The sequence below is a fragment of the Paenibacillus tyrphae genome, assembly GCF_000722545.1.
GTDB classification, from domain to species: Bacteria; Bacillota; Bacilli; order Paenibacillales; family NBRC-103111; genus Paenibacillus_G; species Paenibacillus_G tyrfis.
Genome location: NZ_JNVM01000033.1, coordinates 1 through 22,567, shown reverse-complemented (window position 1 = coordinate 22,567; position 22,567 = coordinate 1). Strand labels below are relative to the sequence as shown.

At 52.5% G+C, this 22,567-nt stretch carries 25 protein-coding genes, 1 pseudogene and 1 other annotated feature; of the genes and pseudogenes, 25 read left to right on the top strand and 1 reads right to left on the bottom strand.

All coding sequences use genetic code 11. From position 1 onward, the window contains the following. Positions 1–555: 555 nt before the first annotated feature. The 19 genes and pseudogenes from ET33_RS29540 to ET33_RS40485 all read left to right on the top strand — a co-directional run bounded on the left by ET33_RS29540 (position 556) and on the right by ET33_RS40485 (position 15,990). A complete protein-coding gene (locus ET33_RS29540) occupies positions 556–2,253 on the top strand; it encodes a recombinase family protein (protein ID WP_051775795.1) in 1,698 nt (565 codons plus the stop codon). After that, positions 2,226–2,360: pseudogene (locus ET33_RS37870) on the top strand (Maf family protein); the annotation flags it as partial. The gene ET33_RS29540 and the pseudogene ET33_RS37870, both read left to right, overlap by 28 nt. Before the next feature lie 282 nt (positions 2,361–2,642). Continuing rightward, complete coding sequence (gene radC / locus ET33_RS29535) at positions 2,643–3,332, top strand: RadC family protein (protein ID WP_036690582.1); 690 nt, start codon at positions 2,643–2,645, stop codon at positions 3,330–3,332. Between the two features lie 164 nt (positions 3,333–3,496). Further along, positions 3,497–4,531: a rod shape-determining protein gene (locus tag ET33_RS29530; RefSeq protein WP_036690580.1), complete on the top strand. Its 1,035-nt coding sequence runs from the start codon at positions 3,497–3,499 to the stop codon at positions 4,529–4,531. A gap of 29 nt (positions 4,532–4,560) precedes the next feature. Next, positions 4,561–5,409 (top strand): rod shape-determining protein MreC, encoded by an 849-nt coding sequence (gene mreC / locus ET33_RS29525; RefSeq protein WP_036690578.1) that lies wholly within the window; start codon positions 4,561–4,563, stop codon positions 5,407–5,409. A gap of 9 nt (positions 5,410–5,418) precedes the next feature. Next, positions 5,419–5,946: a rod shape-determining protein MreD gene (mreD, locus tag ET33_RS29520; RefSeq protein ID WP_036690576.1), complete on the top strand. Its 528-nt coding sequence runs from the start codon at positions 5,419–5,421 to the stop codon at positions 5,944–5,946. 74 nt (positions 5,947–6,020) lie between these two features. Further along, positions 6,021–6,686: a septum site-determining protein MinC gene (minC, locus tag ET33_RS29515; RefSeq protein WP_036690573.1), complete on the top strand. Its 666-nt coding sequence runs from the start codon at positions 6,021–6,023 to the stop codon at positions 6,684–6,686. Positions 6,687–6,705: 19 nt separating this feature from the next. Continuing rightward, positions 6,706–7,503 carry a septum site-determining protein MinD gene (gene minD, locus ET33_RS29510; protein WP_036690570.1) on the top strand — a complete coding sequence of 266 codons (798 nt, stop codon included), beginning with the start codon at positions 6,706–6,708 and terminating at the stop codon, positions 7,501–7,503. 7 nt (positions 7,504–7,510) lie between these two features. Next, a complete protein-coding gene (locus ET33_RS29505) occupies positions 7,511–8,665 on the top strand; it encodes an FtsW/RodA/SpoVE family cell cycle protein (protein WP_036690567.1) in 1,155 nt (384 codons plus the stop codon). Between the two features lie 162 nt (positions 8,666–8,827). Further along, positions 8,828–9,796: a peptidoglycan DD-metalloendopeptidase family protein gene (locus tag ET33_RS29500; protein ID WP_036690564.1), complete on the top strand. Its 969-nt coding sequence runs from the start codon at positions 8,828–8,830 to the stop codon at positions 9,794–9,796. After that, positions 9,789–10,700 (top strand): site-2 protease family protein, encoded by a 912-nt coding sequence (locus ET33_RS29495; RefSeq protein WP_407668121.1) that lies wholly within the window; start codon positions 9,789–9,791, stop codon positions 10,698–10,700. The genes ET33_RS29500 and ET33_RS29495 overlap by 8 nt, the downstream gene beginning before the upstream one ends. A gap of 36 nt (positions 10,701–10,736) precedes the next feature. Continuing rightward, positions 10,737–11,978, top strand: a complete 1,242-nt coding sequence (locus tag ET33_RS29490; protein WP_200879248.1) for an Rne/Rng family ribonuclease — start codon at positions 10,737–10,739, stop codon at positions 11,976–11,978. Between the two features lie 52 nt (positions 11,979–12,030). After that, positions 12,031–12,119 (top strand) — a sequence feature (ribosomal protein L21 leader region). A gap of 11 nt (positions 12,120–12,130) precedes the next feature. Beyond that, positions 12,131–12,442, top strand: coding sequence for a 50S ribosomal protein L21 (rplU, locus tag ET33_RS29485; protein ID WP_010498637.1), 312 nt, complete (start codon positions 12,131–12,133; stop codon positions 12,440–12,442). Positions 12,443–12,448: 6 nt separating this feature from the next. Then, positions 12,449–12,787 (top strand): ribosomal-processing cysteine protease Prp, encoded by a 339-nt coding sequence (locus ET33_RS29480; RefSeq protein ID WP_036690560.1) that lies wholly within the window; start codon positions 12,449–12,451, stop codon positions 12,785–12,787. Between the two features lie 14 nt (positions 12,788–12,801). Beyond that, positions 12,802–13,113: a 50S ribosomal protein L27 gene (gene rpmA / locus ET33_RS29475; protein WP_036690558.1), complete on the top strand. Its 312-nt coding sequence runs from the start codon at positions 12,802–12,804 to the stop codon at positions 13,111–13,113. Positions 13,114–13,278: 165 nt separating this feature from the next. Next, entirely contained in the window at positions 13,279–13,914 is a 636-nt protein-coding gene (locus ET33_RS29470; protein ID WP_235206851.1) for a Spo0B domain-containing protein, read from the top strand. 21 nt (positions 13,915–13,935) lie between these two features. Then, entirely contained in the window at positions 13,936–15,237 is a 1,302-nt protein-coding gene (obgE, locus tag ET33_RS29465) for a GTPase ObgE (protein ID WP_036690553.1), read from the top strand. A gap of 171 nt (positions 15,238–15,408) precedes the next feature. After that, entirely contained in the window at positions 15,409–15,669 is a 261-nt protein-coding gene (locus ET33_RS40490) for a hypothetical protein (protein WP_374701673.1), read from the top strand. 54 nt (positions 15,670–15,723) lie between these two features. Next, a complete protein-coding gene (locus ET33_RS40485) occupies positions 15,724–15,990 on the top strand; it encodes a hypothetical protein (protein ID WP_051775790.1) in 267 nt (88 codons plus the stop codon). A 92-nt stretch (positions 15,991–16,082) separates the two neighbouring features. Here ET33_RS40485 and ET33_RS29455 read toward each other — a convergent pair whose 3' ends face one another. After that, positions 16,083–16,586 (bottom strand): NUDIX domain-containing protein, encoded by a 504-nt coding sequence (locus ET33_RS29455; RefSeq protein ID WP_036690551.1) that lies wholly within the window; start codon positions 16,584–16,586, stop codon positions 16,083–16,085. Between the two features lie 149 nt (positions 16,587–16,735). Here ET33_RS29455 and ET33_RS29450 point away from each other — a divergent pair, with 149 nt between their 5' ends. From ET33_RS29450 to ET33_RS29425, 6 genes are all read left to right on the top strand, one after another. Further along, positions 16,736–17,209: an ACT domain-containing protein gene (locus ET33_RS29450; protein ID WP_051775788.1), complete on the top strand. Its 474-nt coding sequence runs from the start codon at positions 16,736–16,738 to the stop codon at positions 17,207–17,209. A 54-nt stretch (positions 17,210–17,263) separates the two neighbouring features. Further along, positions 17,264–18,550, top strand: coding sequence for a homoserine dehydrogenase (locus ET33_RS29445; RefSeq protein ID WP_036690549.1), 1,287 nt, complete (start codon positions 17,264–17,266; stop codon positions 18,548–18,550). Between the two features lie 5 nt (positions 18,551–18,555). Continuing rightward, positions 18,556–19,617: a threonine synthase gene (gene thrC, locus ET33_RS29440; protein WP_036690547.1), complete on the top strand. Its 1,062-nt coding sequence runs from the start codon at positions 18,556–18,558 to the stop codon at positions 19,615–19,617. A 16-nt stretch (positions 19,618–19,633) separates the two neighbouring features. After that, positions 19,634–20,614: a homoserine kinase gene (gene thrB, locus ET33_RS29435; protein WP_036690545.1), complete on the top strand. Its 981-nt coding sequence runs from the start codon at positions 19,634–19,636 to the stop codon at positions 20,612–20,614. Next, positions 20,611–21,495 (top strand): prephenate dehydratase, encoded by an 885-nt coding sequence (gene pheA, locus ET33_RS29430; protein ID WP_036690542.1) that lies wholly within the window; start codon positions 20,611–20,613, stop codon positions 21,493–21,495. The genes thrB and pheA overlap by 4 nt, the downstream gene beginning before the upstream one ends. 365 nt (positions 21,496–21,860) lie before the next feature. Continuing rightward, the coding region (locus ET33_RS29425; RefSeq protein ID WP_036690540.1) for a LysM peptidoglycan-binding domain-containing protein at positions 21,861–22,567 on the top strand (707 nt) is incomplete at its 3' end.

The following is a 22,567-nucleotide window of genomic DNA, read 5'->3' as shown; positions in this document are numbered from 1 at the left end:
ATAAAATTTTATTGTTTATTGGAATAGTTGGTTTTAACTTTGAGCTGCATTGATACATATAGAAGGTAGTACAATCCTCTAAATTATTGGAGAGCCATACGAGCTTGTTCATGACGTGATGAGGGTAGGAATTTCCCGCTCCAAGATCGGCTAATGATGCCTAGAACAGGTTTGTGCGGCTTGTGGCATGTGAGAATGAAGGGGGGATTCATGTGTTAAGCAAGATTTATAAGAAACTAAAAAATAAGGAGAATGTACTATTAAAGTTGAAGTCAATGAAAATACAAGGCATGTATCAATTTACTTATCAAACGCTTTCGAAGAAGTAGACTCTCAAATAATTAAACATTATAAAAAGAAAAAATACATAATATCAAAATACATATCTGGCTCAGACGTTTATTCCGAAATTATACAAAAAATTATACTGAATCATTGAAAAAAGTTACTATGGCCTCTACCAGAAACTTGTAGTAGAGGTTTTTATTTTGATACAATGTTGTTAACAAATAAGATACATATTGACTAACAAAATTATATGAGGTGTAAACAAAAATGGTTCTTGCGTTAAAGTTAGATCATAAAATTAAAGCTGGATCATACTCAAGGATCAGTAGAGATGAGGATAAGAAAAATTATGATACTATCCTTGCTCAAAATTCCATCAATGAAAACTATGCTAAAACAAAATTTGATGTTGAAATTGTAGACTACTATATTGACGACAACTATAGTGGGTATACTCTTGAAAGACCTGATTTTAATAGATTAAAAAGAGATGTTGAAACAGGACGGATAAACACAATTATCGTTAAAGACTTATCAAGAGTAGGAAGACATAATGCTTACACGTTGATCTTTTTTGAGGAAATGAAAAAGAAGGGTATAAGAATAATTGCAGTAACCGATGCTTATGATTCATTTGTTGATGATGATGATCTTATTGGAATTAAAACATGGTACAATGAAATGTATGTTAAAGACATTTCGAAAAAAACGAAAAACAACATAGCTACTAAAATGGAAGTGGGGAAATATGTGTCTGCTGTACCTTTTGGATATAAACGTCACCCAATTGAAAAACATATAATACTTATCGATGAAAATTGTGCATGGGTAGTAAAAAAGATATTTAAACTATATTTAGAAGGTCACGGGTATAGAAGTATTGCAGCAATATTGACAGAAGCAGGAGATCCAACCCCGTCAGTTATTCTTAAACGACAAAAAGAGGAAAAGGGAAAAGCATACAAAAAAAATGTAACTTATGAATGGTCTCAAAAAATGGTTATGATTATTCTACATAACGATTTTTATATTGGTGTTTTGCGACAAGGAAAGTATAAAACTATTGAGATCAACGGACAATCAGTTGAAACTTCTGATGAAGAACAGCATATATTTATAAACAATCACGACGCGATAATAAGTGAAGAAGATTTTGCTTTGGCTCAAAAAATAACACAAAAAAGATCGGCATCAAATTATAGAGGGGGTGGGAAAAAACATCAAAACTTATTCTCAGGTTTTATGTACTGTGCTGATTGTGGGTCATATATGACCGCTTTGAATAAAAGTGGAAAGAATAAATCTTATATATGCGGAACTTATAACCGTAGAGGAAAGAAATTCTGTTCCACACATTATGTTCTGGACTCAAAGTTGATTATTGGGCTAAAGGAGCATTTATCAAAGGTAAGAGCTAAATTGTATGTTACAATAATTAAAATGAAAACAAATGTAGATGAGAGCATTAATTCACATGAAAATTTTGACTTTACTATTAGGCGACTTGAGAAAGAATTAAAACTAGCTGGCGATGAATTAAAGGTTTTATACTCACAGAAGATTAAAGACATTGCAAAGAGTCCTGATATGGAAGAATTTGTTGCTGAAACATATGGCGAACTCGAAAAAGACAAGCAGCGGAAACTTCAAAGTATTAAGTCACAACTTGACGAATTGTATAAACTAAAAGGACAAGAAGGCAAGATTGAAAAAGACGCTAAGACAGCATTACAGGTTTTTGATGACATTTTAATGAAGGAACAAATTGAAAAAAGAGATTTGGAACTAATTGTTGAAAAAATCGTTATTGATATAGAAGGAATTCCAACGTTTTATCTTAAAGGAGATATTGACTTTATTCTCAATGGTTCACCCGATCCTACAAATCCAAATGGTGGTGGTCCTCTTGAATCTCAAGGTACATTAAGCCTACATAAGCGGGGGCTTACGGCATCCAAGGCTTAGGCTCTACCTTGATTCAAAACATCGACGGCGATTATTTTACCGTAGTCGGATTGCCGATGTACCTGTTGTCCGAGATGTTGGGGGCTCACGGGATCCGGGTGCTGTAGAACCGAACGCCTTTCGGCCGTTCCGCAGCAAATCGCTAAACTTCTCCATGAAAGGCGCCCTTCATCCGGCGCTTTTCGCGCCTCTCGATCTTTGTTTCGACCATCATTTCCCAATGGGCTCAGGGACTGAAATCGACTCCGGCTTCCGAAGAGATATATAGGTTTTACCGCTTGGCCTGCGCGCATCATTCCGGTATTCGTCGCGTAATGTCGGTCGCTGTCATTTGACAAAACATCATGCTATAATGAGAACTCGGACATCTCATAGAAAGAAGGGAATGCATGGAATCGCCCAATATGACCTTGCGCGATGTCCCCAGCGAAGACCGACCGAGAGAGCGCATGATGTTGTATGGGGCACAAGCACTGAGCAATGCGGAACTGCTGGCCATTTTGCTCCGCACCGGTACATATCAGGAATCGGCCGTTCACGTTGCCCAGCGACTGCTTCTCGAATGCGGCGGTCTCCGCATGCTGACGGACATGAGCATGGAGCAGCTTACCGAAATTAAAGGCATCGGCGAAGCCAAAGCGCTGCAGATTCAAGCGGGCATCGAGCTCGGGAGAAGGCTGGCGCGAAGCACGATGAACGAAACGGTTACGATTCGTTCGCCGCAAGATGTCGCTGCGCTGCTGATGGAGGATTTGCGCTATTTGCAGAAAGAGCATTTTGTGTGCCTGTTCTTAAACACGAAAAATCACGTCATCGGGCAGGAAACCTTGTCGATGGGCAGCTTAAACGCCTCCATCGTACATCCCCGCGAAGTGTTCCGGGCCGCCATCAAGCGCAGCAGCGCTTCGATCGTATGCGCCCATAATCATCCGAGCGGCGACCCTACGCCGAGTCCGGAGGACGTGGAAATCAGCAAGCGATTAGTCCAAGCAGGCGAAATTGTCGGGATTGACGTGCTTGACCATATCGTCATCGGCGACAAGCGCTACGTGAGTTTGAAGGAGCTTGGATTCATGTAATATAATGAAAGAAACGGGCCGGACGGCAGGAGGTTCGGGATCAGACGAGCCTTGGCTGTCAGGCCGCAAATGCGTTGCCGCAGCAATGCGGCAGCTCCTCGTAAGCCGCATCAAACAAACATTCCGCGTGATCAGCGCCTCAAATAGAGAAGGGAGCACCAACCATGTTCGGAGGATTTACAAAAGATTTGGGTATCGACCTGGGAACCGCTAATACACTAGTTTACGTCAAAGGCAAAGGCATCGTCGTGCGCGAGCCGTCCGTCGTCGCGATTCGCACGGATACGAAAACGATCGAGGCCGTAGGCAACGACGCGAAGAAGATGATCGGTAGAACGCCGGGCAATATCCGCGCGATTCGCCCGATGAAGGACGGCGTCATTGCCGATTTCGAGACCACGTCGACGATGATCAAATATTTCCTCCGTCAAGCGCAGAAGCAGCGCGTTCTGTTTCAACGTCACCCGAGCGTCATGGTGTGCGTTCCCTCGGGAATTACCGCAGTGGAGAAGCGCGCGGTAGAAGATGCGACGCGCCAAGCCGGCGCCCGGGACGCGTTCACGATCGAAGAGCCGTTCGCCGCGGCCATCGGCGCCGATCTTCCGGTATGGGAGCCGACCGGCAGCATGGTGGTGGATATCGGCGGGGGGACGACCGAAGTCGCCGTCATTTCCCTCGGCGGCATCGTTACCAGCCGTTCGATCCGCGTGGCTGGCGACGAGATGGATGAAGCGATCATCCAATATATTAAACGCACATACAATCTGATGATCGGCGAGCGCACGGCGGAACAGATCAAGATGGAGATCGGTTCGGCACTGCCATTGGAGCCGCCGACCCGTCTTGAAATCCGCGGCCGCGATCTTGTGTCCGGCCTGCCCAAAACGATGGCCGTGACGTCCGACGAGATTACCGAAGCGCTTGGCGACACGGTGAACAGCATCGTGGAAGCCGTCAAGGTTACGCTTGAGAAATGCCCGCCGGAGCTGGCGGCCGACATTATGGACCGCGGCATCGTGCTGACCGGCGGCGGAGGCCTGCTCCGCAATCTGGATAAGCTGCTGTCCCGTGAAACAGGCATGCCGGTGCTGGTCGCCGAAAATCCTTTGGATTGCGTGGCTATCGGCACCGGCCGCGCGCTGGAGAACATTCATTTGTTCAAAACGAGAACCGGCCCTACAAGCAGGTCCAGGCGCTAAGCGCAGTCTTGGGTTGGAAGGTGTAGCCATTGAAACTACTGGGGAATAAAAGACTGCTGATCTTGATGCTCGGCCTCATCTGTTTTATTGCGCTGATGGGGCTGACCTTCGGCCAACTGGGCTATAAAACTTGGCCGGAGAAATTTGTCAAGGATACCGTCGCATGGACACAAGGACTGATTTATAAGCCGGTCGGTTTTGTTGCCGGCGTTTTTGAAGATGTAAACCGTCTGCGTACGCTTCATGAAGAAAATACCGTACTGCGGGAAACGTTGTCCAGATACGCCCGCGATACGACGCGCCTGAACGATTTGGAGCTGCAGAACGAGCGGCTGCAGGCGGCGCTGGGCTTCACGGAGCGGCAAAAGTCGATGAACAAGTACAACTTCCGGATTGCCGAAGTGGTAACGTTCCAGCAGTCGAACAAGACGATTACGATCAATTTGGGAGAAAAAGACGGCATCCGCCCGAACATGGCCGTTCAGTCGGTGGAAGGTTTGATCGGCCGCGTCACTGCGGTTTCCAATTTTTATGCGGATGTCCAGCTCCTTACGGGGATCGACGATAAGTCTACGGAATCCAAGGCGATATCGGCGACCGTGAAAGGGAAAGAAAACGAGTCGTTCGGCATGATCGAGCGGTTCGATCCCGACAAGCAAAAGCTGATCATGACAAAGATTGATCCTAATGACAAGCTTCAGGTCGGGGACACGATTATTACGGCAGGGAAGGGACTTGTCTTCCCGCGCGGCATAGAAATCGGCAAAGTGGTGGAGCGCTACGAAGGCGACTCCGTTACGCATGTCGCTGCCATCGAGCCGCTCGCCTCCTTCAACCATCTTCGCGAAGTATTCGTGATTGAAGTGCCGGAAGGTTGAGGTGAGCCGATGAATCGCAAAAAATTATGGTTGATTCTCTCCGTTTTGTTTCTGCTCGAAGGAACGCTTCTTCCATGGCTCGTTCCCGTCGCCTGGCAATCGAAGGTTCAGGTGGACCCGCATTTCGTACTTGTTATCGTTCTATTTATCGGATTGTATATCAACCGGCATACGGCGCTTGTTTACGGTCTTGTATTCGGTATGCTGCACGACTTCATCTATCATTCGCCCATGCTCGGGCCGGTATCGTTCGGAATGGGCCTTGCCGGATATTTGGCCGGCATGCTGCAAGGACGTATTTATTCGAGCATCGTGATCAGCATGGTCGTGATCGGGCTCGGCAATTTGTTTTACGATACGGCGATCTACGGCTTGTTCCGGCTGTTTCGTGTCACACATACGAACTTTGAGTGGGTATTCCTTCATCAGATGCTGCCGAGCATGCTGATCAACCTGTTGTTTGCTCTTGCCATTTACGTGCCGATCCGCAAGCTTTTCGAGAGTCTTCCGGCGAAGCAGACCGAGGAAATGGAATAATTTTTTTAACGCAAGGCAGCAGGAGAACGCCCGCGCCAAGCCGAATTGTATAGGCTTAGGAGGTAGGAGCGGTTATGGCGGCAGCTAAACATCATGTGACGATCAAAGGTGTGAAGGACGGATTGGTGTTTTTGCTCGATGACGCGTGCGAGTTTTCCGACGTGGTTGCCGAGCTGAGACACAAGCTGGAGAAGACGCACCAGCAAATTTTAACCGGGCCGATCATTCATGTGCACGTCAAGCTCGGCAACCGGGCGGTGACCGAGGAGCAGCGGGAGCTGGTGCGCAGCATCATCAGTCAAAAGGGCAATCTGCTTGTCCAATCCGTAGAGACGGCAGATCCTTCGCACGAGCGAGCGCCGCAAGGGACTCCGGACGTGAAAATCGTTCGGGGGATCGTCCGTTCGGGGCAGACGTTTTCGCACGAGGGCGACATTTTATATTTAGGGGACATTAACCCGGGCGGAGCTATTATCAGCTCGGGCAGCATATATGTGATGGGCTCGCTACGCGGCATGGCGCATGCGGGGGTCGACGGAGACGAAAGATCCGTTATTGCCGCTTCGCACATGAGGCCGACGCAGCTGCGCATCGCGGGAATTATAAGCCGTCCTCCCGACGAATGGGGTCTTGGCGACGCTTTCGATACGTACATGGAATTCGCCTACGTGAAGGACGGCAAAATGGAAATCGACAAAATCCATCATTTGCATAAGTTCGGCTTGAATGTACACGCTTGATGGTGAAGGAGTGGGACCTATGGGAGAGGCAATCGTTATCACGTCCGGCAAAGGGGGCGTCGGCAAAACGACGACGTCCGCGAATATCGGAACGGCTTTGGCGCTGCAGGGGAAAAAGGTCGTCATGGTTGATACGGACATCGGTCTCCGCAACTTGGACGTCGTGATGGGTCTTGAAAACCGCATTATATACGACTTGATCGATGTCGCCGAAGGACGGTGCCGACTGCCGCAAGCGCTTGTGAAGGATAAGCGCTTCGACGAGCTGTACATGCTGCCGGCTGCCCAGACGAAAGACAAGCACGCGATTTCGCCGGAATCGGTTCGGCAAATTGTAGTTGAGCTCAAGCGCGATTTCGACTTTGTGATTATCGATTGTCCGGCCGGGATCGAGCAGGGCTTCAAAAATGCGGTAGCGGGCGCAGACAAAGCGATCGTCGTCACGACGCCGGAAAACGCCGCCGTACGGGATGCCGACCGCATCATCGGTCTTTTGGAAAAAGAACCGAACGTGGAGTCGCCGAAGCTCGTGATCAACCGCATTCGTCCGAACATGGTCAAAAAAGGCGAGATGCTCGATATCGACGAAATTTGCTCTGTCCTCGCCATCGATCTGCTTGGCATCGTTCCGGATGACGAGTATGTCATTAAAGCGGCGAACATCGGGGAGCCTACCGTGATGAACCCAAATTCACGCGCAGCGATCGCTTACCGCAATATCGCCCGGCGGATGCTTGGCGATTCGGTGCCGCTGATGCCCATGGAAGAGAAGACCGGGGTATTCAATAAAATGAAAAAGTTTCTCGGAATAGGATGAACGTCAGGTGCTGCACAAGCTGAAAAAAATCGATGTGCCCATCATAGTCATACTTCTCGCCTTTCTGGTCATCAGCACGATGCTCGTGTACAGCGCGACGCTAAACTCAAGAACCATTGCGTTTGAACCGAAAAAAATAATCATTATTTACATCGTTTCCATTATTGCTTTTTTGGTTACGACCCTGATCGACTACAGGATACTGACCAAAGTCTCCTTTTATTTATATGGATTCGGCGTGTTTCTTCTCATTGCCGTTCTACTGTTCGGCGAAAAGATCGGCGGGGCGAGAGGCTGGTTTTCCCTTCCGATTGTTAAGCTGGACTTTCAGCCCGTAGAGTTATTCAAAATTATTTTGATTCTAACACTGGCCATGTTCATTGCCAGGCGCAAAGGGGAGCCGCTTGAGCTCCTTCGGGATGTCGTTCCCATCGGCTTGATTACGTTCTTTCCTGTTGTTCTGGTCACGGTTCAGCCCGACCTTGGAAATGCGATGATTTTGGTTGTCATCTTGTGCGGAATGTACTGGATCGGCAACATGAAGCTAAGCAATTTGTTGATTGGGGCACTGGTCATTGCCGGGGCCGCCTATTTGTTTTTATATTTGTTCCAGCATTATCATACGGATATTCAGCAGTTCTTCCAGGCCCAAAAATGGCCGACCCACTGGATGGACCGAATCAATACGTTTATTAGTCCGGAAACGGCCAGCAAGGACGACAAATGGCAGGTGAACAATGCCATCCGCGCCATCGGCTCAGGCTCGTTGATCGGGGAAGGATATTTGAATGGGTCGTCCGTTCATAGCAACCGGATTCCCGTCGTTTACACGGATGCGATATTCGTCGTTGTCGGCGAAGAGTTCGGCTTTGTCGGAGCTTCCGTTTTGCTGCTGTTGTATTTTGTATTGATTTACCGCATGATTCTCATCTCGATTTATTGCAACCACCTCGCCGGTACCTACATTATTATCGGTATCGTCTCCATGATGGTTTTTCAAATTTTCGAAAACATCAGCATGTGGATCGGCATTATGCCCGTGACCGGTATAACGCTGCCGTTCATCAGTTACGGGGGAACCTCGCTGCTGATCAACATGATTGCGATGGGACTCGTCATGAGCGTACGGCTGCATGATGACAAGCTGCTGGAGGACGAGTGAACAAAGATTATACGAAGCGAAGTGAAGCACCCTGTTGAAGGGTGCTTTTTTGTATAGAACTTGCAGCGGAACCGAATCCGTTCGTTCCCACTCCTTGTCCGTATATTTGCGGGTACAAGCTCATAGGATGGAGTATAGCTTGAATGCGGGAGGGGCAGGGGGATGGAAACGAGAAAAAACGTCCGGGAACGCCGGTCCGAAAAAATACGCAAGCTGCAGGAAGGCGAAAGTCGCCGACCAGGCAGAGACACGGAATATGCGCACATCGAATTTCCGTCCGGAGGAGAGATTCGCGAATGGGAATGGGACCGGGACAGCTTAGGCATAGGAGGGGAATGGAAGTTCCGATCCGACGACCCGCGAGGATTGGCCGGTCCTTATTCCCGGCAAGAGGGGCCGCCGAGGCCGGATTTATACAGTCCCGTCGACCCGGAGGAGGAATGGAACCGCAAATGGCAGCGGGAACTGTCCCGCATGAGCCGGGAGGACGATGGAGGATCGTTTTTTCGTCCGAGCCCCCGCACCGGACGGCTTGCGGTCCGGCTGTTGATTAGCGGGATGCTGTTTGCTGCCGTATGGGGCATGTTTCTTCTCGACCGTCCTTGGGCCAACAAAGGCAAGCAGTGGGTAACCGCGGCTTTAACCGAGTCGTTCGATATGGTTGCGCTTGCCTCATGGTACGAGAGCAAATTCGGCAGCGCACCGTCGTTTCTTCCGGCAATGAACCCTGCGAAGCACACGGAAGCGCAGAAGGTCGCTATTGTATCGAAGCACTACTTTCCACCCGTCGCCGGAAAGCTCATTGCTCCGTTTACGCCGATGCAGGGCGGGGTTCTTGTGGAAGCGGCGGCGGGCTCGCCCGTGGCGACCATCGATACGGGACTGGTCACGTTTGCCGGTCCGAAAGAAGATATCGGATTCGCCGTGGTGCTTCGGCATGCGGATGGTATGGAGTCCGTCTACGGACATCTGGAGCCGGGAAAGGTGCAGGCGGGTGATTGGTTCAAAGGAGGAGAGTCGATTGGCACGGTAGCGGAACCCGCAGGGGGACAGGGAGCGGGAACGCTCTTTTTTGCCGTTTCGAAGAGCGGGAAACCTGTCAATCCGATGGACGTGATTTCATTTGATTAGACTGTGGAGAGGCAGGCCGTGGAATGAATGGTTTGGCATCCGCTACCGGTTTCATCCGCTGTTTTCGATCCTGCTGCTGCTATCCGTCTGGACGGGATATTTCATTGAAACGGCAACGCTGTTCGGAATCGTTCTCATTCATGAGCTTGGACACGTCGCGGCTGCCCGGAGCTTCGGCTGGCGGATCAGGGAAGTGCAGCTGCTGCCCTTCGGGGGCGTTGCCTCGATGGAGGAGCCCGGCGGCGTTCCCGCCGTTCAGGAGCTTGTCGTCGCTTTGGCCGGACCGCTGCAGAACGTCTGGATGATGGCGGTCGGCTCATTTTTGACTGCGGTCGGTCTGTTTTCCGATCCGTGGGGCTCCTATTTCGTACAGGCGAATCTGCTGATCGCTTTGTTCAATCTCCTTCCGGTGCTACCGCTGGACGGAGGCAAGGTGATGCAGGTGCTGGTCGGGCTGTGGCTTCCTTATCAACGAACGATACAGGTGACAGCCGGGGCCAGCTTGCTGCTAAGCGCGCTGTTGATCGGCGCCGCCAGCGTGCACCTGCTCTCGGAAAAAGGCGGCATTCAGCTCAATTGGCTGATGATGGGACTGTTTTTGCTCTATTCCAATTGGTACGAATGGCGCAGTGCGCCTTACCGCTTCATGCGTTTTCTGGTGCATCGCGAAGCGCGGTTCAAGGATATACGAGATGGGAATGGAGAGCTTGCCGGACCGATCGTGGTGCCGGGAAACCGCAAAGTGACCGAGGTGGTCCGGTTGTTTATGCGCGACCGGTATCATTTGGTTTATGTGCTGGACGACAAAGGGCGCATCCACTATGTCGTTCCCGAGCGCGCGGTGCTCGCTTATTACTTTGACGAAACAAAAAGAGGAAAGTCGCTTACCGAGCTTTTCGCCTAAAGAATGTGGTACAATAGGGCCGAGGTGTTGCTGCACATGAAACGTATATTGGTGAAATGCGACGAAAAGCATACCGAGGTAGCCGTTCAGGAGAACGGCAAGCTCATGGAATATTACAAAGGCGAGCGAAATCAGGGGCAATTGGCCGGGAATATATATATCGGGCGCGTGGTTCGGGTGCTGCAGGGAATGCAGTCGGCTTTTGTCGATATCGGGCTGGAGCGCAACGGCTTTTTATATATCGACGATCTGCTGCCGGCTCATATGGATAAGCAGCCGAAGGAAAAGCCGCCCATTCATGATTTGGTCAAAGTGGGACAGCAAATTATGGTCCAGGTCGTCAAGGAGCCTGTCGGCACTAAGGGGGCTCGCGTAACGACACATTTCTCGCTTCCGGGCCGCTTCGGCGTCTACATGCCGTTCGCCGATTACATCGGCGTATCCCGCAAAATCGACAGCGCCGCCGACCGCGACCGGTTGAAACGGATGGCGGAACGCCATCTGCGCCTCGGGGAAGGCTTCATCGTTCGTACGGCAGCCCTAGGAGAGCCCGAGGAGGCGTTGGCGGCCAATCTTGAGGAGCTTCGTATCCGCTGGCAGCAACTGGAGAAAATATCCCAATCGGACGGAGACGTGCCGCGTAAAATTTACAGCGATCTGGAAATGCTGCCGCGTTTGCTCCGCGATTTGTTCCGCGACGACGTGCAGGAGCTGGTCGTAGGCTCCGATCGGATGCTGCAGGAGGTGCGAGGACTTATCGCCACCCCTCGTTCCGAAGGACTTGCCGAACGGGTCAAGCTTAAGCCTCATACCGATCCGATTGCGGAATACGGGGTGGAGAAGCAGCTGGAGCAAGGACTCAGACGCAAGGTTTGGCTGGACAACGGCGGGTATTTGATCGTAGACCGGACGGAGGCGTTGACCGTCTTTGATGTGAATACGGGCAAGTACACGGGCTCGATCGATCTGGAGCAGACGGTGTTCGACACGAACCTCGAAGCGGCCAGAGAGATTGCGAGATTGCTGCGGCTGCGCGATATCGGCGGACTGATCATTATCGACTTCATCGATATGGAAACGGAAAGCTCCCGCCAGCAGGTGCTCGAGGAGCTGATTCGGGAAACGAAGAAGGACCGGACGAAAACGGTCGTTGTCGGCTGGACAAAGCTCGGGCTGGTGGAGCTGACGCGCAAAAAAGTGCGGGACAGTAAAGAGTCGGCGTCTCTGAAGTCGTGCCCAACTTGCGGAGGCAGCGGTTTTGTTGACTATAGTCAATAAAGTGTTGCATATTGCCTACGTTTTATGATAATATATCTTGGTATGTTGCTATAGCATGCTGTAACCGCGCGAAGCGGGTTGTTCCAAGCGTTTGTCCAGCTCGGACAAACCACCTGGCTTTAGGCGAGTCTGAGACATGAGGAGGTGCAACAATGTACGCAATTATTGAAACTGGTGGTAAACAGTACAAAGTCCAAGAGGGCGATGTTCTTTACATCGAAAAACTCGAAGCAGGCGAAGGCGAAGCGGTGACATTTGACCGCGTATTGGCCGTATCCGGCGCTAACGGTTTGGTGGTAGGCGCTCCGGTCGTTTCCGGCGCTTCCGTATCGGGTAAAGTTGAAAAGCATGGCAAAGGCGAGAAAATCATCGTTTACAAATACAAAGCGAAGAAAAACTATCGCCGCAAGCAAGGCCATCGTCAACCTTACACTAAAGTTGTGATCGAAAAGATCCAAGCGTAAGAAGCCATGATTCGGGTCGCGATAACACGGGGGCCGGGCAGGCGGATTGAACGTTTTACCGTTGACGGGCATGCGCAATACGACGAACCGGGCAAGGACATTGTCTGTGCCGGCGTCTCTGCCGTAACCGTAGGAACGGTAAACGCCGTCGAAACGCTGACGGGAATTCAGCTTGGAACGCGCATGAAGCACGGGTTGCTTCAAGTCAAAATTCCGACGGAGCTCGAGGCGGACATCGGCGAAAAAGTACAGCTTTTGCTGGAAAGCATGGTCGTCATGCTGAGATCTATTGAACAATCGTATGGTGCATATATAGCGATGCAAGATACATCATCATTCGAGTAAGGAGGTAGACAGACATGTTGCAATTGAATCTTCAGTTGTTCGCATCCAAAAAGGGTGTAGGTTCCACGAAGAACGGCCGTGACAGTATTGCAAAGCGCCTTGGCGTTAAGCGTGCCGACGGTCAAAAAGTGACGGCAGGAAGCATCCTCGTTCGTCAACGCGGAACGAAAATTCACCCAGGCAACAACGTGGGAATCGGCTCGGACGATACGCTTTTTGCTAAGGTTGAAGGCGTTGTGAAATTCGAACGTTTAGGCCGCGATCGTAAGAGAGTGAGCGTCTACCCTGTGTCGGCTGCTCCTGTAGCCGCAGCAGTGGAAGTTTAATTCCCACCATCAACGTCCAAACCCCTGGCGAACGATGCTCGCCGGGGTTTTTTCTTAGTTGAACCCGGAATATTTTGGTAAATTCATGGAGGGATACCGTGAATTTTGCCGCACAGCGTGCTATACTGGGAGGATAAAGGACGAACCGGAACGGAGAGGGTAAGCGTGACGTCGAACGCACAAGGTCGTACCAACGATGTACAATTTTACGATGCGGCGAAGCCGGTGACGGCGCTAGGGGCCTTGCTCGATGGGCCGGATTCTGACATTCGTTTGATTCGATTGTTCAATCATTACCGGCATGACTGGATGAACGATATCCAAATTTTGATGGGCTACGTACAGTTGAAAAAGTATGATAAATTGACTCCGCTCATGGAGAAGATAAAAGAGAAGGTCAGACAGGAGAGCTATGTGTCCAAGCTTGGGATTCCTTCTTTGATCGTACATCTGCTAACCTTTCAGGCAGAGGTTAAAGAACTGCGTCTTGAAATGGCACTGGAGCAAGAAATCCATCTGCAGGAGCTTATGCAGCCGCAGGAAGCGGCCGATGCCGTTATGGCGCTGCTCGCTTGTTTCAGAGAAGAAGCCGGCGACTCCAGGGACGAAGAGAATGTACTTGAATTGCGATTGGCCAGAATGAATGACCGTTTGAAGCTGACGGCTCGTTACGAAGGGAAATACGCGGCACAGCGGCTGCAGCGTAAAGAAAAATCGCTTAAAGAACTACACGAAAGCTTGGAAACATATTACGGCGAACATACGGCTGTGTGGACGTTATGGTGGTCCTACCGGCATTGATACATAAAGAGGGTGAACCTGATGTTTGTAGACAAGGCGAAGATTTATGTTAAAGGCGGTGACGGAGGCGACGGTCTGGTTGCTTTCCGGCGGGAGAAGTACGTTCCCGAGGGAGGACCGGCCGGAGGCGACGGCGGGGATGGCGGCGATGTCATTTTCCGCGTGGACGAAGGATTGCGCACGCTGGTTGATTTTCGTTACCAGAAGCATTTTAAAGCACAGCGCGGCGAAAAGGGCCGCAATAAAAGCCAGCACGGGGCGAATGCGGATGATATGATCGTGCGGGTTCCGCCGGGAACGGTCGTCATCAACGACGATACGCAGGAGATCATTGCCGATCTCACGCGTCACGGCCAGCAGGTCATCGTGGCCAAGGGCGGACGGGGTGGCCGCGGTAATACCCGGTTTGCGACACCAAACAATCCGGCTCCGGAAATTGCCGAAAACGGGGAAGAAGGCGTCGAACGTTGGGTGGTGCTTGAACTGAAGGTCATGGCGGACGTCGGTCTTGTCGGCTTTCCGAGCGTAGGAAAGTCGACGCTGTTGTCCGTCGTATCCGGCGCCAAGCCGAAGATCGGGGCGTATCACTTTACGACGTTGACTCCGAATCTCGGTGTGGTCGATGTAGGCGACGGCCGCAGCTTCGTCATGGCGGATTTGCCGGGTTTGATCGAAGGAGCCCATGAAGGAGTAGGATTGGGTCACGAGTTTTTGCGTCACGTTGAGCGGACGAGGATCATTGTCCATGTCGTGGATATGGCCGCGACCGAGGGACGCGATCCGTTTGAAGACTGGGTCAAAATCAACGACGAGCTGAAGCTTTATAACGCGAAGCTGGAAGAACGGCCGCAGATCGTCGCTGCCAATAAGATGGATATGCCCGATGCGGAGGAGCAGCTTGCCGAGTTTAAGCGCAGGCTTGCCGAAATCGGCAAAGAATTGGACATTTATCCGATTTCCGCCCTTTCCCGTACCGGGGTGCAAGAGCTATTGTACAAAGTCGCCGATAAGCTGGAGACCATTCCGGATATGCCGATGGTGGAGGAATTGGTCGAATTGTCGGAGCGCAAGGTGTACCGCTTGGAGACCGAGGAAGACGAGGACTTCACGATTCGCCGGGAAAACGATGTCTTTGTTGTCGATAGCCCAAGTATTGAGAAGCTGATCAAGCGGACCAATTTCAGCACGCATGAATCGGTTATGCGGTTTGCACGCATTTTGCGGAAGAAGGGCGTCGATCAAGCGCTGCGCGAACGTGGAGCGAAAGACGGCCAGACGATTCGCATCGGGGATTTCGAATTTGAGTTCGTAGAACAGGAATAGAAAATCGAAAGCATCAATCGAACGTGTGATAAACATGTGAGGTTGGTGTTTTTTTTGTTTTTGTTGATTGTTTAGGGGATATGCGAATAGATCGACAAGAAAAATGGTATTGAACTTGCCCTATCGTTCGTTCTCTCATTCGCTTAACTGCGCCGGTCTGCATGACGGACGATGTGTCCGCCGTTCGGCCGCGTGTGCCCAGTTCGGGAGCAAGTCGGCTTGAGGACATTGCTTGACACGGTCGAGCAGGCCATGAATCCGGTTCACTCGCGAAATATCGTGCTTGGGGTTCGTCATAAGACGGCGATGGAGCGGCTGCTGAAGCTGCTGCCGAAATCCGGAGTGGAAACGGCTTACCTTATACAGGGGATAGAAGGCACAGAAGATTTGCCGCTTCACAAAAACAGCTCGATCCGCAAGGTAACGCCATAGGGCGACGAGGCAATCACGATCGATCCCGGGACGTTTGGTTTTCAGGGCGCTCCTTTGGAGAAATGCGGCAAAGAACGCCAGCTTGAGCTGCTGGAGCGGATCATGCAAGGGGAAGAGGCACCGGAACTGCACAACGAGCGGGAGCATGTCGTTTTTAACGCCGGGCTGCGATTGTATTGGTTTGACAAGGTCGGCTCGTATGAAGAAGGCTTCCAACTGGCCCGCTCCTTATTGCAGCGCAAAGAAGCGTTTAAGCTGCTGGTCAAATGGCGTGAGCTCAGCGGCATCGGCCAAAGCAGAAAGCTGTCACGGAAAAAATGAGCGGCTGATGGAAGAGGGCAGCAAAAGCAATATTGTTGTAGGAGGGGCGCCTCATTAACGGCGCCCGCTTTGTTTTTGGTGCGAGAAGAAGCTCAAACCTGCTGGGGGTCGATGAGCTGTGTCCAATGTACGGCAGAATTCCCTTCTTCGTCGTAGCCCGCCGTTCCGACCCAAACGTGGGGATTCGGCCCTTCGGTAAAATAATGCTCCAGCAGCTTGCGGAAAATAAACGGGATGTCGCGGTGGAGCACCTGATGGCGGGGAATCCAATGCAGCTCCCCCTCGTCGGTCGAGCCGACGTCCCTTTTCAAAGTTTCGCCCGTGTAGATAAATTGCTGCCGTACTTCCTGTTGGTTAAGGCGTATTAAGATGTACTGCAGCCGCAGATTCGCGATATGCTCCGCCAGCAGTCCGGTTTCCTCGTGAATTTCACGAAGTACCGCAGCCGCCGGATCGCCGATTTCGTGCGGCTCCATATGTCCGCCCACGGATGCCCACAAGCCGGGGGACAGCGTCCGGTTTGGGGAGCGCTTCATCATCAGCATATCGTTTCCATGAAATAAGATAGCCGTAGCCATCAAACGCGCGCGTATCAAGCTTCATCCTCTCCTTTGTGCTTAATACGGATTTGCTGAATACCACTTTATCACAAAATATCGAAAAAAGCCTATTGCGGGAAGTCTTCGCTTTGCGCTATAATGTCCACTAGGTAAAAACAATCGTCTTTTTAGAGAGGACTGTTACAGTGCCGGAAAAACAAGCCGTTCAGGATAGCCGAATCGGGACGGAGCGCTACTTTTTGGTGCGTGAAGATATACTGCCCGAGGCGCTGATTAAGACGGTGCAGGCCAAAGAGCTGCTGGCCCGCGGAGAAGTGAAAACCATTCACGAAGCGGTGGAGCAGGTGGAGCTGAGCCGAAGCGCTTTTTACAAGTATAAGGACGGGATTTTCCCGCTCAGCAAGCTCGAACGGGAGCGGATTGTGACGATCTCGATGGATTTGGAGCATCGGCCGGCGATTTTGTCCCGGGTGCTTGCGATGATTGCGGGCCTTGAGGGCAACGTGCTGACGATCCACCAGACGATCCCGCTCCAGGGCGTAGCCAATGTTGTCATCTCGGTAGAAACGTCCATGATGGGCGAAACCGTCGCCTCGCTGCTCGACAAGCTGCACAGCCAGGAAGGGGTAAGTCGGGCCGCATTGGTGGGGCAAGGCTAGAACAAATTTTTGGGACCATCTACTTTATGCACTACGACAATCAGGAGGAACCCTATGAAACCGGTCAAAGTTGGATTACTTGGTCTCGGTACGGTCGGTACCGGGGTCGTTCGCATCGTGGAAGGACATCAGCATGATCTGATGAGCCAGTCGGGCTCGCCGATCGAGATCACAAAAATTTTGGTACAGAACAAAAACAAAGTCCGGAATATCAGCGTTTCGCCGGATATGCTGACGGAAAATCCTTGGGATGTTATCGAGAACCCAGAGATCGACGTCATCGTCGAAGTGATGGGCGGCATCGAGCTGACAAAGCAGCTGATGCTCGGCGCGCTGGAGCGCGGCAAGCATATCGTTACGGCAAACAAGGACCTAATGGCGCTGCACGGCCCTGAAATTTTGGCAAAGGCTGCCGAGAAAGGCTGCGACGTCTTCTACGAAGCGAGCGTAGCCGGCGGTATCCCGATCATCCGCACGTTGATCGAAGGCTTTTCATCCGACCGGATCACGAAGATTATGGGGATCGTCAACGGAACGACCAATTTTATTTTGACGAAAATGAGCCAGGAAGGCGCGGCTTACGCCAATGTGCTGAAGGAAGCCCAGGAGCTCGGCTATGCCGAATCCGATCCGACCTCCGATGTCGAAGGCTTCGATGCGGCCCGGAAAATGACGATTCTCGGCACGCTTGGCTTTCACGCTAACGTCGCGCTGGCGGATGTGGAAGTGAAGGGCATCTCCAGCGTAACCAAGGAGGACATTGCGTACGGCAAACGTTTGGGTTACGAAGTGAAACTGCTCGGCATCGCCGAGCGCCAGGACGAGCATATCAGCATCAGCGTGCAGCCGACGATGGTGAAGACGTCGCATCCGCTGGCGTCCGTCAACGGAGTGTTCAACGCCGTCTATGTGTACGGAGAAGCGGTGGGCGAGACGATGTTTTACGGTCCCGGCGCGGGCGAGATGCCGACGGCCACGTCGGTTGTGGCCGACCTTGTCGCTGTCGTTCGCAACCTGAATCTTGGCGTCAACGGCCGCCGCGGGTTCATCCCGTACAAAGAGAAGAAGCTGAAAACCGACGAGCAGATCGCTTCCAAAAACTTCATCCTGCTGCACGTCGCCGACAAAGCGGGTGTGCTGTCCCAAATCACGCAAGTGTTCGCCGAGCACGGGGTTAGCCTGGAGTCGGTTCTACAGCACCCGAATGCAACGAATCCGCTTGCCGAAATCATCATCGTTACACACGACGCCAACAAGGCGGCGATGAATAAGGTGCTGAAACAATTCGAAGCCATGGACGTCGTTCATGCGATCAAAAGCGTATACCGAGTGGAGGGCTAATCGAAATGAGATACATGGGACTTCTGCAGACCTATAAACAATACTTGCCGGTGAACGACAACACGCCACTGCTCACCCTGCAGGAAGGCAACACGCCGCTCGTCCGCGCGGAAAATTTGTCGAATGAGCTCGACCTCGACATTTATTTCAAATATGAGGGCTTGAACCCGACCGGCTCGTTCAAAGACCGCGGGATGGTGATGGCCGTTGCCAAAGCGATGGAAGAGGGCAGCCGCACGATTATGTGCGCCTCCACAGGCAATACGTCGGCGGCGGCAGCCGCTTATGCGGCGCGCGGCGGGCTGAACTGCATCGTGCTTATCCCGAATAACAATATCGCGCTCGGCAAACTGGCTCAGGCGATCATTTACGGCGCCAAGGTCATCGCCATCGAAGGAAACTTCGACCGTGCGCTTGAGATCGTACGCGAAATTACGGCCAAGCATCCGATCACGCTGGTGAACTCCGTCAATCCGTTCCGGATCGAGGGCCAAAAGACGGCGGCGTTCGAGGTGTGCGACCAGCTTGGCAAAGCGCCGGACTATCTCGCGATTCCGGTTGGCAATGCGGGCAACATTACCGCTTATTGGAAAGGATTCAAGGAGTACTACGAGCAGGGCAAATCGAAGTCACTGCCGAAAATGATCGGCTTCGAAGCTGAGGGGGCTGCGGCTATCGTGCGCGGCGAACCGATCCCGAACCCGGAAACGATCGCCACGGCGATCCGCATCGGCAACCCGGCCACTTGGAAAGGTGCGGAGGCGGCAGCCAAAGATTCCGGCGGTCAAATCAATTTCGTGACGGACGAGCAGATTTTGCAGGCATACAAGACGATTGCTGCGCGCGAAGGGATCTTTGCCGAGCCGGCCTCGGCGGCTTCGATCGCCGGCGTCATGAAGCTGAAGAGCGAAGGCTACTTTGAGAAGGGCCAATCCGTCGTCTGCGTGCTGACGGGACACGGTCTTAAAGATCCGAACATCGCCATCAAGAGCGTCAGCGCGGAACCGATGGTCGTGCAAGACTCCGAAGAAGCGGTCATGGAAGCGATCCGCAAGCTCGAAGGTTAGGGGCGTCGCGGTAACTATGGAAAACGGCAGCAGGAGAGTGCGCGTCAAGGTACCGGCCAGCACGGCCAACCTCGGCCCAGGCTTTGATACGCTGGGAATGGCATTGAATTTGTATGCTTGGATTGAGATGGGGCTTGCCGAGACGACGCAGATCGAGCTTTTTGGCGACCAGATGAACGGCGTGCCTGCGGATAAAAGCAATCTTATTTACAAAGTAGCCCAAATGGTGTTTGAGCGGGCGGGTGTCCGTCATCCGGAGCTGTACATTGCGATGTACAGCGACATTCCGCTGACGCGCGGCCTCGGCAGCAGCGCTTCGGCTATTGTCGGCGCGCTGGCCGCGGCAAACGCACTGATCGATCGTCCGTTTACCAACGACGATTTGTTCCAAATGGCGACGGAGCTGGAGCAGCACCCCGACAATGTCGGGGCCTCGCTGTTCGGCGGCATCGTCGTCGCTTTCTGGGACGGCAAGCGGGCGGAGCATATCTGCATCGAGCCACACGAACAGTTGGAAGTGCTGGTGGCGATCCCGCACTTCCAGCTGTCGACGGACAAAGCTCGCGGGGTGCTGCCGCGCGAGCAGAGCCTCGAGAACGCCGTCTTCAACGTCGGCCATTCGTCCGTGCTGGTAGCCGCCCTGTGCACCGGGCGGCTCGATATGATCGCGCGCGCGATGAAGGATGCGCTGCATCAGCCATACCGGGCCCCGCTCGTGCCCGGGCTCGCCAAGATCCTCGCCGAAGCGACGGACCATGGCGCGCTCGGCGTCGCGCTTAGCGGCGCGGGTCCGACAATGCTGGCGCTCGTCGATCGCCGCAGCTCCCGGAAGGCGGAGCTTGAGGCGTTCATGCGGGGAACGTTGAAGGAAGAGGGGATCGAGGCCTCGACGATGTGGCTAAGTCCCGACAGAGCGGGGGTTCAGGCGCACCGATTGACCTCTGCGGACGGCGGACGTACATTATTTGAAATGATAAAGGGAGAGAACCGGGCATGAAGCGAATATCGCTCCTCGGACCTGGAACGTACACCGAAGAATCTGCACATCATTATCTTGGTCGGGACGCTTTTGACTATGTAAATTGCAAATTGATTGCGGATGTGTTCGAATCGACGGTAAACGGCGTGACCGATTACAGTGTGGTTCCGATCGAAAATACGTTCGAGGGCTCTGTCAGCCTGCATGTGGACTGGCTTGTGCACAATGTCGACCTGCCGATCCAGGCGGAATGGGTATACCCCATTTCGATCAATCTGCTGCGTCTGCCCGGCGGGCCGGGCGGATCGGACGAGCTGGAGGCGGCTTGCGGAGCCATCCGCAAAATTTATTCTCACGGAGTGACGCTGGCGCAGTGCCAGCAGTTTCTGCGTAACCACTTGCCTCATGTCGAACTGGAGCCTGTCGGCAGTAACGGCGAGGCGGCGCGCATGGTCAGGGAGCTTGGCGATCCTGCTGCTGCCGCGCTTGCACCGCTCGGCGCCGGAGCATTGTACGGGTTGGAAACGCTGGCAGCGGGTGTGCAGGACCATCAGAACAATTTCACGCGCTTCGTGCTGATCGGTCACGAGAAGCCGCAGCTCAAAGAGACGGCCCACCGGAAAACGACCATCCTGGTCACGCTGCCGGAGGATTTTCCAGGTGCGCTGCACCAGGTGCTCTCGGCGTTTGCCTGGAGGCGCATCAACTTGTCCAAAATCGAGTCGCGCCCGACGAAGAAGAAGCTGGGAAGCTATTATTTTTATATCGATATTGAGGCTTCGATGGATTCCGTGCTGCTTCCTGCGGCTCTGCAAGAAATCGAGGCCATCGGCTGCCAAGTCCGGCTCATGGGCTGCTATCCTACGTTTTCTTACGGGACTGAAACGGCAAAAGTTTAGCCCGTATGACATAGGTTGTTTATTTAAACGGCAAATAAGGCAGCAAAAAGAATGCGAAATTCGGCTGAACGTCGAGGTTTGCGGTAAACTGGTGAATTTGGGGAAATCTGCCTGCGGCAGGTTTCTTTTTTTTGGAGCTTTGTTTTGTTGTGAGGGATTTCTCTCTATCGCGGATCGTGAGAGATGCCGTGGTTTCGTACCATTTTTTTCGATTCGGATGGTCAAATGCCTACTTTGCTGCATAAACTGTAATGTCAATTTGTTCCGGAGCGCCAGCGGGCTTCACGGAGCCGGTTCCGGGCCGGAAATCAAGCGGTCTTGTTAAGTCAATACGACTCCCGCACAACTTGAAGGAGGTTTATGCAGTGAAGATTCATATCGTCAAGAAAGGCGAGTCGCTCTACGGACTGTCCCAAAAGTACGGCGTCGAGCTCGACAAGCTGATCGCGGCCAACCCGCAAATCACCGATCCGAACGTCATCGATGTCGGGCAGAAGGTGAAAATCCCCCATGCGCCGAAGCCGGTAGCCCCCCCGCCAACGGATTATTTGTATAAGCACGTCGTGGTCCAGGGGGATTCACTTTGGAAGCTGGGCAAAGCGTGGGGAGTTCCGCTTGCGGACATGATTGCGGCCAACCCGCAGCTCAAAAACCCGAATGTATTGATGACTGGGGATGTCGTCTACATTCCGAAGCCGGGCTCGAACCCCAATCCTCACCCGACGGCAGCACCGCAAGCTCCGCTGCCTGTTGAGGCGTCTCCGATCTCAGAGCTTCCGCTCGCTCCGAACGTAGGCATGCCTAATGTAGGTTCGCAGCCGGAGATGGAAACGCCTCATCTGGGACCGTTCACGAATTTGGGGATACCGCACGTAATGCCGCTGTCGAATATCGCGCAGCCAAATGTAACGCCATATTCGATGCAGCCGAATATCCCGCAGCCCAACGTGGAGTCATTAGCGGTGCAGCCCAATGTACCAGAGGCGAACGTGATGCCATATTCGGTGCAGCCGAATGTTCCAGAGGCGAACGTGATGCCATATTCGGTGAAGCCGAATATGCCGGAGCCGAA

What these genes read in the sequence shown, in the direction of transcription:
- ET33_RS29540 (WP_051775795.1), top strand. Translation starts at nt 556, where the DNA reads ATGGTTCTTGCGTTAAAGTTAGATCATAAAATTAAAGCTGGATCATAC.
- radC (WP_036690582.1), top strand. Translation starts at nt 2,643, where the DNA reads ATGGAATCGCCCAATATGACCTTGCGCGATGTCCCCAGCGAAGACCGA.
- ET33_RS29530 (WP_036690580.1), top strand. Translation starts at nt 3,497, where the DNA reads ATGTTCGGAGGATTTACAAAAGATTTGGGTATCGACCTGGGAACCGCT.
- mreD (WP_036690576.1), top strand. Translation starts at nt 5,419, where the DNA reads ATGAATCGCAAAAAATTATGGTTGATTCTCTCCGTTTTGTTTCTGCTC.
- minC (WP_036690573.1), top strand. Translation starts at nt 6,021, where the DNA reads ATGGCGGCAGCTAAACATCATGTGACGATCAAAGGTGTGAAGGACGGA.
- minD (WP_036690570.1), top strand. Translation starts at nt 6,706, where the DNA reads ATGGGAGAGGCAATCGTTATCACGTCCGGCAAAGGGGGCGTCGGCAAA.
- ET33_RS29500 (WP_036690564.1), top strand. Translation starts at nt 8,828, where the DNA reads ATGGAAACGAGAAAAAACGTCCGGGAACGCCGGTCCGAAAAAATACGC.
- ET33_RS29490 (WP_200879248.1), top strand. Translation starts at nt 10,737, where the DNA reads ATGAAACGTATATTGGTGAAATGCGACGAAAAGCATACCGAGGTAGCC.
- rplU (WP_010498637.1), top strand. Translation starts at nt 12,131, where the DNA reads ATGTACGCAATTATTGAAACTGGTGGTAAACAGTACAAAGTCCAAGAG.
- ET33_RS29480 (WP_036690560.1), top strand. Translation starts at nt 12,449, where the DNA reads ATGATTCGGGTCGCGATAACACGGGGGCCGGGCAGGCGGATTGAACGT.
- rpmA (WP_036690558.1), top strand. Translation starts at nt 12,802, where the DNA reads ATGTTGCAATTGAATCTTCAGTTGTTCGCATCCAAAAAGGGTGTAGGT.
- obgE (WP_036690553.1), top strand. Translation starts at nt 13,936, where the DNA reads ATGTTTGTAGACAAGGCGAAGATTTATGTTAAAGGCGGTGACGGAGGC.
- ET33_RS40490 (WP_374701673.1), top strand. Translation starts at nt 15,409, where the DNA reads ATGTGTCCGCCGTTCGGCCGCGTGTGCCCAGTTCGGGAGCAAGTCGGC.
- ET33_RS29445 (WP_036690549.1), top strand. Translation starts at nt 17,264, where the DNA reads ATGAAACCGGTCAAAGTTGGATTACTTGGTCTCGGTACGGTCGGTACC.
- thrC (WP_036690547.1), top strand. Translation starts at nt 18,556, where the DNA reads ATGAGATACATGGGACTTCTGCAGACCTATAAACAATACTTGCCGGTG.
- thrB (WP_036690545.1), top strand. Translation starts at nt 19,634, where the DNA reads ATGGAAAACGGCAGCAGGAGAGTGCGCGTCAAGGTACCGGCCAGCACG.
- pheA (WP_036690542.1), top strand. Translation starts at nt 20,611, where the DNA reads ATGAAGCGAATATCGCTCCTCGGACCTGGAACGTACACCGAAGAATCT.